Consider the following 12,632-nt stretch of genomic DNA (forward strand, 5'->3'; position numbering starts at 1 on the left):
CATTTTGAATAAAATTTATTGTTATCTAATTAAACCGAAAATGGGTATTTAATTGCTGGATATGATTGATAGTTACGAACTTTAAAATCTTCTAATGTTACCCAGGTTTCTAAATCTTCCAACGTTTTAATATCTGGATTAATTTCCAACTGTGGCAACGGTAACGGTTCACGTTTTAATTGCACATTTTGCATTAAATCTAATTGATCTTCATAAATATGTGCATTCACAATTTTATGAAATGCTAATCCCGGTTTATTCCCAGTAATTTGAGCGATCAGCGCTAATAGAGTAAACACTTGGACTTGATTAAAAGTTAAGCCTAATGGCACATCACAAGAACGTTGGTAACTAGTCAAATATAGGGTATCTCCCAATAGTGAGAAAGTATGCGTGTGCATACATGGACGTAAGCAACCTTGTTCAATTTCCCCTGGATTATAAAAAGTTAAGATCTCACCACGATCATCAATTTTTTTACTTAAGTTAGCGACAATTTTCTTTAATTGATCTACGCTTTCTCCATTAGGTTTACGCCATTCTCGTCCTTGTACACCATAGACGCGGCCCATATCATCTTCCCCAGTACGATAGGGATTAGCCAACCAAGCTTCATTTTCATTAGCGTTTGCATCCCATGTTTTTGTCCCTAAACGGCGAAAATCTGCTGCACTACGGTAACCACGGATGTAGCCTAATAATTCTGCAATTGCTGCTTTCCAAAAGCTTTTACGAGTGGTAATCAATGGGAATTGATTATTCCCCACATCATAAGTTAAGTCCGCATTAATCACTGTTAAACAACGCTTTCCTGTACGTTTATTTTCGACCCATTGTCCTTCATCAATAATACGCTGACACAGTTCAAGATATGCTTTCATCGTTGTTTTCCTTTGTGTTGATATGCGAACCAGATTAGCCCTAAACCAATTAAAATCATTGGGGTAGATAGGATCTGTCCCATTGAAATTTCGTGTCCAAAGTATAACCCTAACTGCGGATCTGGTTCACGGAAAAACTCCACAATGAAACGGAATATACCGTAACAAAATAAAAATAAACCAGAGACCGAAGCTGCTGGTCGTGGTTTACGAATAAATAGATTTAGGATAATAAATAAAACTACTCCTTCTAAAAAAGCTTCATAGAGTTGTGATGGATGGCGAGGAAGATAACCACCAGATGGAAAGAGTACCGCCCAAGGCACATCCGTTACGCGTCCCCATAATTCATCATTAATGAAATTACCAATACGCCCCATACCTAAACCAAATGGGATTAATGGTGCAACAAAATCAGCAACCACAAAAAACTGGCGTTTTTGAGCTCTTGCAGTTAACCACATCGCAGTGATTACTCCAATTAAACCACCATGGAAAGACATTCCGCCTTCCCAAACACGGAATAAATAGGCTGGATCACTTAAAAATAGATCGAATTGATAGAAGAGGACATAACCAATCCGCCCACCTAGAAACACTCCAAGAAAACCATTAAAAAGTAAATTATCAAATTGATCTACTGTCCAACCACTATTCGCTTGTTTAACACGGCGAATACCTAACCAACGGGCAAATAAGAAACCAATAAGATACATTAAGCCATACCAACGTAACGCAATTGGTCCAAGTGAAAAAATAACAGGATCAAACTGTGGGTAAGTCAAAAACTCCGTATTCATATCGTTCCTTTATTGATTAATTTTTATTTGAAGCACATATCTATTGCAATCACAACCAAAAGTGCCGCAAAGTAACGTTTTAATACTGGTACTGGCAATTTATTGGTTGTCGTTGCACCAAGTTTAGAGGTGAAAAATGAGGTCAATGTAATGCCCACTACTGCAGGCAAATAAACATAACCTAGTGAAAATTCTGGCATATTAGTAACATTCCAACCACCAACAATAAAACTAAACATACCAGACAAACCTAATAACATTCCACAAAAGGCTGATGAACCAATCGCTTTTCTCATATCTACCCCACGAGAATTCAAGAACGGCACAATAAAACCACCACCGCCAATTCCCGCCGCACTAGACGCAATCCCAATTAAGATTCCACCAATTACACACGCTGTTTTAGTTAGTGTTTTTGTAACTTCTCTTGGCTTAATAGAAATCACCATTTTTGCAGCCAAATAGACCACTAAACAGGCGAAAATTTTACTGGCAATCGATTTATCTAATTTGCCAATAAATAATCCTGAAATAAATACACTTATCATAATCACAGGTGCAAGAATCTTAACTGCATCCCATTGGATATTACCTAATTTATGGTGTCGTTGTGCGGAAGAAACCCCCGTTATCACAATGGTCGCAAAAGATGTTCCTAACGCAGAAGACATCACTAACTCATTAGGTACACCTGCCATTGGTAACAAATACACTAAAATAGGAACAATGATCAGCCCACCGCCAATCCCAAATAGACCTGCAAGAAAACCGACTAATGCTCCGACAACGATACAAATAGAAAATATCGTTAACATATTTAACCCCTTACTTTATTGAATGGGCGTTTTTGGTATTTACCTGACGTTGATTTTCTCTCCGTATAGATTCGTCTATTTTCATTGACTGAATTAGCCTGATTAGCTAACTCTTTCTCATTAAATAAAATAGAGGCAAATTCCTTCATCACTTTACGATATACATCCCGTTTGAAAGATACGACTTGTCTTACTGGATACCAAAAACTTACCCAACGCCATCCATCAAACTCTGGCGATGCACTCGTATTAACATTAATTTTATTTTCAGGACTGGTGAGTTGTAGCAAAAACCAACGTTGTTTCTGCCCGATACAGACTGGTCGAGAATCAAAGCGAATAAGACGTTTAGGTAATTTATAACGCAACCACTGTTTTGAACTATAAATAATTTTTACATCATTTTGGGTTAAACCAACTTCTTCAAAAAGCTCTCGGTACATTGCCTGTTCTGGGGTTTCACGTGGATTAATCCCACCTTGAGGAAATTGCCAAGAATTTTGATTGTAACGTTTTGCCCAAAAGACTTGTCCCTTTTGGTTACAAATAACAATACCGACGTTAGGACGATAACCGTCGAAATCGATCACTAGCGACAACCTTAAATATTAAACATTTCATTGATAAATATGGCGTTGATTGTTTCATAATATTGGCTTTTTCTCAAGTTCCACATTGCCATAAATAGTGGCTTTAAAACAAGATTTCTCTCCCCTGGCGATCTGATTTCTCTTTCAATTTGTGCTACCATTAATTCGTATTATGATGAAAAAGAGAAAGAAAATGCCCAAACTCACTATCAAACCTTTTTTGCAAAAAATGCTTGCACTAGGCAAGTTATGGTGGAGTGTGCATTATAAAAAGTTAATAAAAATCTTTATTTCTCTATGTTCGATCGGCGTAGTTGTCTTAGTTTCTATTGATATGGGCATTAGTTATTGGGTGCGAGATCGAATTTATCACGATATTAACCAACTCCCTTATCGCCCTTATGGATTAGTATTAGGCACGGCTAAATATTTCAAAAATAACACATTAAATTTATTCTACTATAACCGTCTATCCGCTGCGGAACAGTTAATAAAACACCATAAAGTAGATTACTTATTACTAAGTGGTGATAATCGGACTATGCAATACAATGAACCACAACGTATGTTTAAAGACCTCCTTAAAATGGGAGTGCCTTCTCAAACAATGTATTTCGATTATGCGGGTTTCCGCACATTAGACTCTGTTATTCGTGCAGATAAAATTTTTAATGCGCAGTCTTTAACCATTATTACCCAGAGTTTCCACTGTGAACGTGCTTTATTTATTGCCAAACACTATGATTTAGATGCGATCTGCTTTGAAGCCGATTATCCGCAGGGATATACAATGGTACGTATTCGTGAGTTTTTCGCCAGAGTACAAGCGGTATTAGATATTCTATTAGGTAAGCAGCCTTATTTTTTAGGCAAGCCAGAACCTTTGCCACCACCAATTTTACCACCTTATGATCAATAAGTTTTTCCCAATAAAACCGATCAAATACTAGCATTTAGCTATTGTTCTCTGCTTGAGAAAAAACGATAATAGCACCCTTATTTTTAGGTGATAGGACAATGATTAGTTATATTCTTTTAATTATTAGCACAGCACTAATTAATAACTTTGTGCTAGTAAAATTCCTTGGGTTATGCCCTTTTATGGGGGTATCAAAAAAAGTTGATACTGCAGTAGGTATGGGATTAGCAACCACATTTGTATTAACGGTGGCTTCTCTTGTTGCCTATCTGGTGGATCACTATATTTTATTACCACTGAATGCCATCTATCTCCGTACATTGGTATTTATCCTGGTGATTGCTGTTGTTGTGCAATTTACTGAAATGGTGATTAATAAAACTAGCCCAACGCTCTATCGCCTATTAGGTATTTTCTTACCATTAATCACCACTAATTGTGCGGTACTCGGTGTTGCATTATTAAATGTAAATCTCGCACATAATTTTATCCAATCCGTTATTTATGGTTTTGGGGCAGCATTAGGCTTTTCTTTAGTTTTGGTACTCTTTGCCGCAATGCGTGAACGTATCGAAGCAGCTGATGTTCCCTTTCCATTTCGTGGTGCATCTATCGCCTTAATTACTGCTGGGTTAATGTCTGTCGCCTTTATGGGCTTTAGTGGATTAGTGAGAGTCTGATGTCTGCTTGGTTGTTATCATTATCACCGTATGCCTGGATCTTAATTAGTGTTGCACTATTAGCACTAATTTTTGGTGCAATTCTTGGCTTTTCCTCTATTAAGTTGAAAGTCGAATCAGATCCCATTGTCGATAAAATTGATGCTTTACTACCACAAAGCCAATGCGGGCAATGTGGTTACCCAGGTTGTCGCCCCTATGCTGAAGCGATTGCTAATGGTGATGTCATCACCAAATGTGTCCCAGGCGGACAACCTTTAGTAGAAAAATTAGCTGATTTATTAGGTGTTGAAGCACCACAAGGTGTCTTTGAAGAAGAACATGTTGCTAAAGTCGCATTCATCCATGAAGAGATGTGCATTGGTTGCACCAAATGTATCCAAGCCTGCCCTGTTGATGCCATTATAGGGGCCAATAAAGCGCTACATACTGTAATTCCTGATCTTTGTACGGGTTGTGAGTTATGTGTTGCACCTTGTCCAACCGATTGTATTACGATGGAAAAAGTTAAACCAACCTTAGATTCGTGGAATTGGAAATACGATCAAAAGCTAATTATCCCTATTGTTGAAGTGCAAGAGACTGCTGCGGAAACTAAGGTAAAAAACTAGGAAAGTCAAAATGTTAGATGATGTATTAACCCGAATAAAACAAAATCGGTTGTGGGATTTTCCTGGTGGTATCCATCCGCCTGAGATGAAACACCAGTCAAACGGCACAAAGCTTTCCACGTTAAAACAACCTGATACTTATTACATTCCACTTAAGCAACACGCTGGGAATGCGGGACAGCTTTTAGTTAAAGTTGGCGATTATGTATTAAAAGGGCAACCACTAACTCAAGGTGAAAACTATCGTACCCTCCCTGTTCATGCGCCAACTTCTGGAACTATTATCGCCATTGGTGATTATGCTTCATCACATCCATCTGGCTTAATGGAAGCTACCATTACTTTACAAGCAGATGGTAAAGATCAATGGTGTGAACGCCATCCAATTGAGGATTTTCTCACCGTTCCACCAGAACAATTAATTAAAAAAATTTACCAAGCTGGCATCGCAGGACTAGGTGGGGCCGTTTTCCCAACTGCCTCTAAAATTTCAAGTGCGGAAAATAAAGTTAAACTATTGATTATTAACGGTGCAGAATGTGAACCCTATATCACCTGTGATGACCGTCTAATGCGAGATCGAAGCCATGATATCGTCGAGGGTATTCGCATTTTACGTTATATCTTACGCCCTGAAAAAGTCATTCTCGCTATTGAAGATAACAAACCAGAAGCTGTGGCAGCAATGCAACAAGCATTGGACGGTGCGAATGATATTGAAATTCGTGTGATCCCAACTAAATATCCTTCTGGTGCAGCGAAACAACTTATCCAAGTACTGACTGGATTAGAAGTACCTAATAATGGGCGTTCTTCACAAATTGGCGTATTAATGAATAACGTCGCTACTGCATTTGCGATAAAAAAAGCGATTATTAATGATGAACCACTAATCCAACGTGTCGTCACCTTAACGGGTGATAAAATTCCACAACCAAAAAATGTCTGGGTACGCATTGGTACACCGATTTATCATTTATTGACTCAAGCTGGCTATCAATATGATGAGCGTTTCCCCGTATTTATGGGGGGACCAATGATGGGCTTTATTTTGCCTAATTTAAATTCACCTGTAACCAAAGTCACTAACTGTTTAATTGCCCCAGATCATTTTGAATACCAACCGCCACCAGCGGAACGAAACTGTATTCGTTGTTCAGCCTGCTCTGATCACTGCCCATTAAAATTAATGCCACAGCAACTCTATTGGTTTGCGCGTAGTGAAGATCATCAAAAATCTAAAGAATACAATCTTAAAGACTGTATTGAGTGTGGTATTTGTGCTTATGTTTGCCCAAGTAATATCCCGCTTATTCAATATTTCCGTCAAGAAAAGGCGAAAATTGCCGAACTTGATTTAAAAGCAAAACTAGCAGAAGAAGCTAAACAACGTTTTGAGGCAAAACAAGCCAGAATGGAACGGGAAAAACAAGAACGTGATCGCCGTACCCAACAAGCCGCTGAAGCTCGCCGTGCTGAAATGGCAAAACAACAAGGTGTTGATCCTGTTCAAGCTGCACTAGAACGTATTCATCAAAAACAAGCAGAAAGCAATACACCAGAAAAACCTACCATTAGAACAATTACAGGTGCTAATGGCGAAATTCTGCCTGATAACAGTGATATTATGGCAGCAAGAAAAGCGCGCCGTTTAGCCAAACAAGCACAAACAACTCAGCCAGAAGTGGCGGAGAGCACAACTGATAGTGTTACTAATGATAAGCAGGCTGCGATTACAGCAGCGATTGCCCGTGCTAAAGCGAAAAAAGCACAACAACAAGCCGCCGATTCAGTCGTGCCACAAGCTGACAACACCGCTAATAGTGAAACGAGTGCAACCGCTGAAACTGATCCACGTAAAGCTGCGATTGCAGCAGAGATTGCCCGGGCTAAAGCGAAAAAAGCACAACAGCAAGTAGCCGATTCAGTCGTGCCACAAGCTGACAACACGGCTAATAGCGAAACGAGTGCAACCGCTGAAACCGAACCACGTAAAGCTGCGATTGCAGCAGCGATTGCCCGAGCTAAAGCGAAAAAAGCACAACAGCAAGCAGCCGATTCAGTCGTGCCACAAGCTGACAACACGGCTAATAGCGAAACGAGTGCAACCGCTGAAACCGATCCACGTAAAGCTGCGATTGCGGCAGCGATTGCCCGAGCCAAAGCGAAAAAAGCACAACAGCAAGCAGCTGATGCAGTAGCACCACAAGCTGACAACACCACTAATAGCGAAACGAGTACAACCGCTGAAACCGATCCACGTAAAGCTGCGATTGCTGCAGCGATTGCCCGAGCCAAAGCGAAAAAAGCGCAACAGCAAGCAGCCGATTCAGTAGCACCACAAACTGACAACACCGCTAATAGCGAAACTACTGCAACTGCTGAAACTGATCCACGTAAAGCTGCGATTGCGGCGGCGATTGCCCGAGCCAAAGCGAAAAAAGCGCAACAGCAAGCAGCCGATTCAGTAGCGCTACAAGCTGACAACACGGCTAATAGCGAAACTGCTGAAACTGATCCACGTAAAGCTGCGATTGCAGCGGCGATTGCCCGGGCTAAAGCGAAAAAAGCAGAACGAGAAGGAAAACAAAATAATGTTTAGAATAGCAAGTTCACCTCATGTTCATTCCACCAGTTTAACCACCAAAGTGATGTTATGGGTTATCGTGGCGATGATTCCTGCTATTATTGTCCAACTTTATTACTTTGGCTTTGGAACACTCATCCAAATCAGCCTCGCAATTATTTTTGCCATTTTCTTAGAATGGGCAGTAACACGTCTTCGTGGAAAGCGACATTGGACAGATCTTTCTGATTTAAGCGTGGTATTAACCGCATTAATTTTAGCGGTAGCTATTCCGCCTTATGCCCCTTATTGGCTTATTTTATTAGGTACATTTTGTGCGGTTATTTTGGGGAAACACGTATATGGTGGGTTAGGACAAAATCCTTTTAATCCAGCTATGGTAGGTTATGCAATCTTATTGGTTTCTTTCCCTGCACAAATGACTGCATGGGCATTACCTAATCATCTGTTACTTGAGTCTACTAGCTTCCATGACGCTTATTTATTAATTTTCCAAGGTGTTAGCAGCGATGGTTATAGCTTACATCAATTAACATCAACCATTGATGGTGTAACCCAAGCAACACCATTGGATAGTGTGAAAACTGGGGTAAAAAATCACCTTGAATTAACTCATATTGCCGCTTCTCCCATTTTCCAACACAGCCAATGGCAACAAATCTTTACTGTGCCAATGGGCATTGGTTGGTGGCAAGTTAATTTAGCTTTCTTAGTGGGTGGTATATTCCTGATCTGGAAAAAAGTGATCCATTGGCAAATTCCAGTTGCTTTATTAGTCACCCTAACCCTATTTAGTACTGTAACTTGGTTAATTGCTCCGACAACGTTCCCATCTCCACTATGGCAACTCTTCTCTGGTGCCACAATGTTTGGTGCATTCTTTATTGCTACTGACCCAGTTACCGCATCGATTACACCTCGAGGAAAACTATTATTTGGGGTGTTAGTTGGAACATTACTCTACGTGATCCGTTTTTATGGCGGTTACCCTGATGGTGTTGCTTTTGCCGTGTTACTTAGCAACATTTGTGTTCCCCTTATCGATCACTACACTCGACCACGCTTATACGGTCGTTAAGGAGAGAAAATGGCAACAATAAAACGAACAACGATCAATTATGCCTTGATCTTAGGCTTGGTTGCTTTAATCTGCACCCTGATTACTTTAGCAATGTATTTTCTCACTCAAGGACGTATCCAACAAGCGATGGATAATCATCAACGCCAATTACTTGCTGAAGTATTACCTAAAAATTTTGCCACCAATAATTTATTAGCAGCCTGCTATCGTCCTACTGAGAAGAGTGGTTTACAGAATATCTCTCGCCTCTATTTAGCAAAACAACAAGATAAAGTGGCAGCTTATTTGTTTGAAACTACTGCCCCTGATGGCTACTCTGGCGATATTCGTATTTTGGTGGCGGTTACGCCAGTTGGACAAGTTTTAGGTGTACGTATCCTAGAACATCATGAAACACCGGGATTAGGGGATAAAATTGAAACCCGTTTGTCTGATTGGATTTATGCTTTTACCAATAAATACTTTAAAGTTGAAGAAAGTGATAAATGGGCAGTAAAGAAAGATGGTGGTGATTTTGACCAGTTTGCTGGTGCGACAATTACCCCACGTGCAGTAGTCAATGCAGTAAAAAAAGGACTACTCCAGTTTTTAGCACAGCCATTTGTGTTTAATCCTGAACAATTTACTACTTGCCAATAGTGAGAATATCGTTATGCATCATGGTTCATCAATAACTGACAACCTTGCTACTGAAAATAAACAAACTTCGGTTTGGAAAACATTATTTTGGCAAGGTGTATGGAAAAATAACTCCACATTAGTTCAACTGTTAGGATTATGCCCTTTGTTGGCAGTATCCAATACTGTTGCTAATGCGTTAGGATTAGGTCTTGCGACTATGTTAGTGCTTATTTGTACTAATAGCGTGGTTTCACTTTGTCGCCATCTCATTCCAAAAGCCATTCGTATTCCTATTTATGTGATGATTATTGCCTCAACCGTAACGATCGTACAATTAATTATGAATGCTTATACCTATTCACTTTATCAATCATTAGGGATTTTCATTCCTTTGATCGTGACTAACTGTATCGTCATTGGGCGTGCTGAGGCTTACGCATCTAAAAATCCTGTATTACATTCAATGTTTGATGGTTTTTCTATGGGCTTAGGAATGACATGCAGCTTAGTTGCACTAGGAGCATTACGTGAAGCCATTGGTAACGGCACACTCTTTAGTGGTATGGAAAACTTATTTGGTGAATCAGCGAAAGCACTGAAAATTACTCTATTTCATACCGATAGCCATTTTCTATTAGCCATTCTCCCACCAGGCGCATTCCTAGGATTAGGCATATTACTTGCGATTAAAAATATCATTGATCGGAAAAAATCATGAATCAGCAAAAAAGAATTGAGATCTTAACCCGATTACGTGCAGCAAATCCGCACCCAACTACCGAGTTACAATATAGCTCGCCTTTTGAATTACTAATTGCAGTAATTTTATCTGCTCAAGCCACTGATGTTGGCGTAAATAAGGCAACAGCAAAATTCTTCCCAGTTGCTAATACGCCACAAGCTATACTTGATCTTGGTCTAGAGGGCTTAAAAAGTTATATCAAAACGATCGGCTTATATAATAGTAAAGCCGAAAATATTATGAAAACCTGTCGTGATCTAGTCGAAAAACATCAAGGTCAAGTACCCGAATCAAGAGAAGCATTAGAAGCCCTTGCTGGTGTTGGTCGAAAAACCGCTAATGTCGTTCTTAATACTGCATTTGGTTGGCCAACTATTGCTGTTGATACCCATATTTTTCGTGTATCTAACCGTACTGGTTTTGCTCCCGGCAAAGATGTTATCGCTGTAGAGAAAAAATTACTCAAAGTTGTGCCAGATGAATTTAAAGTAGATGTTCATCATTGGCTTATTTTGCACGGACGCTATACCTGTGTCGCACGTAAGCCTCGCTGCGGAGCTTGTCTAATTGAAGATCTCTGCGAATTTAAACAAAAAACAGAATATTAATGGGAGGAATAAAATGACAAGCTCAACTGAAAGACAAACTTGGTCTAGTCGACTGACTTACGTGCTTACTGTTGCTGGGGCAACGGTAGGCTTTGGTGCTACTTGGCGTTTCCCTTATTTAGTAGGTGAAAATGGCGGTGGTGCCTATGTATTTTTATTTTGTATTGCGATGCTGTTAATTGGAATTCCAATGATTCTTGTGGAGAATGTTATTGGACGGCGTATTCGTGTTAATGCTATCGATTCTTTTAGTGGAAAAATTCAAAATAAACCGATTCCAAGCTATTGGAAACTGGTTGGTTACCTCAGTATCTTAGGGGCATTTTGTATTATGGCCTATTATATGGTGCTAGGTGGCTGGGTGATTAACTACATTGTGAGCTTATTCAGTGGCAGCCTTGAAATTAGTCAACCTATTACAGCAGAGGTCACTAAAAACTTTTTCCAAACTACGGTTATGGATGATCCTATCTCGATCAGTTTTTATACCTTTTTATTTGTCTTAGTCAATTACATTATCCTCGTTAAAGGGGTCATTGATGGAATTGAAAAGTCCGTTAAGTATTTGATGCCATTGTTGTTTATTTTTCTTATCTGTATGGTTGTGCGTGATATTACGCTCCCAGGCGCTTGGGAAGGAATTGTGTTCTACCTCAAACCCGATTTTTCTAAAATTACGCCACAACTCTTTGTCTTTGTATTAGGGCAAGTTTTCTTTGCATTAAGCCTTGGTTTTGGCGTTATTGTTACCCTCTCTAGCTATCTCAAGAAAGGCGAAAACCTCGTACAAACTGCGGTCATCACTGGCTTTGTGAATACGATTATTGCTGTGCTTGCAGGGTTTATGATCTTTCCATCTCTTTTTACATTCGGTATTGCGCCAAATTCTGGACCAACCTTAGTATTCCAAAGCTTACCGATTGTTTTTTCTCATATGTGGGCAGGAAAATTTTTCGCTATCATTTTCTTTAGTTTATTGCTGATTGCTGCTCTGACCACTTCACTCACTATTTATGAAGTGATCATTACTGCTATCCAAGAAAAAACGAAGATCAATCGTCGCTTGGCAATTCTCATTGTATTGGGAGTAATCTTTATTCTTGGTAATGTGCCATCTATTCTAAGTTATGGTCCATGGCATGATATTCAGATCATTGGTAAAAATATCTTTGATGCTTTTGATTTTGTTAGTGGCAATATTCTGTTTATGCTTACTGCGCTATTCTGTGCCATTTTTGTTGGCTATGTGATGAAAGATGAAGCAAAACAAGAATTACGTTTAGGTGAAAATTCAAAATTAGCTGGATGGTGGTTTAACTATGTGAAATATGTAGTACCACTCGTTATTATTGTAATTTTTATTAGTAATTTACTTTAAGTTTTGCTGGCATATCTATCTCTAGAGGTACGCCAGCATTTGTATACTTAATGACACAATCTATTTCATAATTATTTAGATATATTTCTCTCTCTAATTACGATTTAGGTTTCGCCCTAAAGGGCGACCTTGTTTTCTTTGAATTTGCAAAGAAAAGAAGGCAAAAGACAACGCAAAGCGTTGAATGTTGCTGAAAGCAACAGCCCGAAGGGTGAGCGAAGCGAATAATGCAAACCCTCGCACACTTGCTAATCCTCATTCCAATAAGATTTTCCGGGCGGCAAAAAACAGAGATTTTTCTCACTCCGTTCGAAAAATG

Annotated in this window: 13 protein-coding genes; 9 read left to right on the forward strand and 4 right to left on the reverse strand. The window is 39.4% G+C overall.

What is annotated here, in order from left to right; all coding sequences use genetic code 11:
* Positions 1 to 29: 29 nt before the first annotated feature.
* From PF272_RS10310 to rppH, 4 genes are read right to left on the reverse strand one after another with little or no spacing between them, the layout of a single operon-like run.
* The gene (locus PF272_RS10310) at positions 30 to 881 is read right to left on the reverse strand and encodes a thymidylate synthase (protein ID WP_271142684.1); all 852 of its coding nucleotides are present in this window, start codon (positions 879 to 881) and stop codon (positions 30 to 32) included.
* Positions 878 to 1,681, reverse strand: coding sequence for a prolipoprotein diacylglyceryl transferase (gene lgt, locus PF272_RS10315; protein WP_065234978.1), 804 nt, complete (start codon positions 1,679 to 1,681; stop codon positions 878 to 880). The genes PF272_RS10310 and lgt overlap by 4 nt, the downstream gene beginning before the upstream one ends.
* A gap of 23 nt (positions 1,682 to 1,704) precedes the next feature.
* Positions 1,705 to 2,496 (reverse strand): sulfite exporter TauE/SafE family protein, encoded by a 792-nt coding sequence (locus tag PF272_RS10320; protein WP_271142685.1) that lies wholly within the window; start codon positions 2,494 to 2,496, stop codon positions 1,705 to 1,707.
* 2 nt (positions 2,497 to 2,498) lie between these two features.
* On the reverse strand, positions 2,499 to 3,086 hold the full coding sequence (gene rppH, locus PF272_RS10325) for an RNA pyrophosphohydrolase (RefSeq protein ID WP_271142686.1): 588 nt from the start codon (positions 3,084 to 3,086) through the stop codon (positions 2,499 to 2,501).
* 334 nt (positions 3,087 to 3,420) lie between these two features.
* Here rppH and PF272_RS10330 point away from each other — a divergent pair, with 334 nt between their 5' ends.
* The 9 genes from PF272_RS10330 to PF272_RS10370 all read left to right on the forward strand — a co-directional run bounded on the left by PF272_RS10330 (position 3,421) and on the right by PF272_RS10370 (position 12,313).
* Positions 3,421 to 4,005 (forward strand): SanA/YdcF family protein, encoded by a 585-nt coding sequence (locus PF272_RS10330; protein ID WP_413789451.1) that lies wholly within the window; start codon positions 3,421 to 3,423, stop codon positions 4,003 to 4,005.
* A 98-nt stretch (positions 4,006 to 4,103) separates the two neighbouring features.
* Positions 4,104 to 4,685, forward strand: coding sequence for an electron transport complex subunit RsxA (gene rsxA, locus PF272_RS10335; RefSeq protein ID WP_065234975.1), 582 nt, complete (start codon positions 4,104 to 4,106; stop codon positions 4,683 to 4,685).
* Positions 4,685 to 5,296, forward strand: a complete 612-nt coding sequence (gene rsxB, locus PF272_RS10340) for an electron transport complex subunit RsxB (RefSeq protein WP_271142687.1) — start codon at positions 4,685 to 4,687, stop codon at positions 5,294 to 5,296. The genes rsxA and rsxB overlap by 1 nt, the downstream gene beginning before the upstream one ends.
* A 10-nt stretch (positions 5,297 to 5,306) precedes the next feature.
* Positions 5,307 to 7,898 (forward strand): electron transport complex subunit RsxC, encoded by a 2,592-nt coding sequence (rsxC, locus tag PF272_RS10345; RefSeq protein WP_271142688.1) that lies wholly within the window; start codon positions 5,307 to 5,309, stop codon positions 7,896 to 7,898.
* The gene (gene rsxD, locus PF272_RS10350; protein WP_271142689.1) at positions 7,891 to 8,961 is read left to right on the forward strand and encodes an electron transport complex subunit RsxD; all 1,071 of its coding nucleotides are present in this window, start codon (positions 7,891 to 7,893) and stop codon (positions 8,959 to 8,961) included. The genes rsxC and rsxD overlap by 8 nt, the downstream gene beginning before the upstream one ends.
* 9 nt (positions 8,962 to 8,970) lie before the next feature.
* Positions 8,971 to 9,603: an electron transport complex subunit RsxG gene (gene rsxG, locus PF272_RS10355; RefSeq protein WP_271142690.1), complete on the forward strand. Its 633-nt coding sequence runs from the start codon at positions 8,971 to 8,973 to the stop codon at positions 9,601 to 9,603.
* Positions 9,604 to 9,616: 13 nt separating this feature from the next.
* Positions 9,617 to 10,303, forward strand: coding sequence for an electron transport complex subunit E (locus tag PF272_RS10360; protein WP_271142691.1), 687 nt, complete (start codon positions 9,617 to 9,619; stop codon positions 10,301 to 10,303).
* Positions 10,300 to 10,935 (forward strand): endonuclease III, encoded by a 636-nt coding sequence (gene nth / locus PF272_RS10365; RefSeq protein ID WP_271142692.1) that lies wholly within the window; start codon positions 10,300 to 10,302, stop codon positions 10,933 to 10,935. Before PF272_RS10360 ends, nth begins: the two co-directional genes overlap by 4 nt.
* Positions 10,936 to 10,948: 13 nt before the next feature.
* On the forward strand, positions 10,949 to 12,313 hold the full coding sequence (locus PF272_RS10370) for a sodium-dependent transporter (protein ID WP_271142693.1): 1,365 nt from the start codon (positions 10,949 to 10,951) through the stop codon (positions 12,311 to 12,313).
* Positions 12,314 to 12,632 lie beyond the last annotated feature (319 nt).

Source organism: Gallibacterium faecale, from assembly GCF_027920745.1.
In the GTDB taxonomy this organism is placed as follows: Bacteria; Pseudomonadota; Gammaproteobacteria; order Enterobacterales; family Pasteurellaceae; genus Gallibacterium; species Gallibacterium faecale.

Coding starts and splice junctions, on each gene's coding strand:
- rsxG (WP_271142690.1), top strand. CDS start 8,971: ATGGCAACAATAAAACGAACAACGATCAATTATGCCTTGATCTTAGGC.
- rsxA (WP_065234975.1), top strand. CDS start 4,104: ATGATTAGTTATATTCTTTTAATTATTAGCACAGCACTAATTAATAAC.
- lgt (WP_065234978.1), bottom strand. CDS start 1,681: ATGAATACGGAGTTTTTGACTTACCCACAGTTTGATCCTGTTATTTTT.
- PF272_RS10370 (WP_271142693.1), top strand. CDS start 10,949: ATGACAAGCTCAACTGAAAGACAAACTTGGTCTAGTCGACTGACTTAC.
- nth (WP_271142692.1), top strand. CDS start 10,300: ATGAATCAGCAAAAAAGAATTGAGATCTTAACCCGATTACGTGCAGCA.
- rsxC (WP_271142688.1), top strand. CDS start 5,307: ATGTTAGATGATGTATTAACCCGAATAAAACAAAATCGGTTGTGGGAT.
- PF272_RS10320 (WP_271142685.1), bottom strand. CDS start 2,496: ATGTTAACGATATTTTCTATTTGTATCGTTGTCGGAGCATTAGTCGGT.
- PF272_RS10310 (WP_271142684.1), bottom strand. CDS start 881: ATGAAAGCATATCTTGAACTGTGTCAGCGTATTATTGATGAAGGACAA.
- PF272_RS10330 (WP_413789451.1), top strand. CDS start 3,421: ATGGGCATTAGTTATTGGGTGCGAGATCGAATTTATCACGATATTAAC.
- rsxD (WP_271142689.1), top strand. CDS start 7,891: ATGTTTAGAATAGCAAGTTCACCTCATGTTCATTCCACCAGTTTAACC.
- PF272_RS10360 (WP_271142691.1), top strand. CDS start 9,617: ATGCATCATGGTTCATCAATAACTGACAACCTTGCTACTGAAAATAAA.
- rsxB (WP_271142687.1), top strand. CDS start 4,685: ATGTCTGCTTGGTTGTTATCATTATCACCGTATGCCTGGATCTTAATT.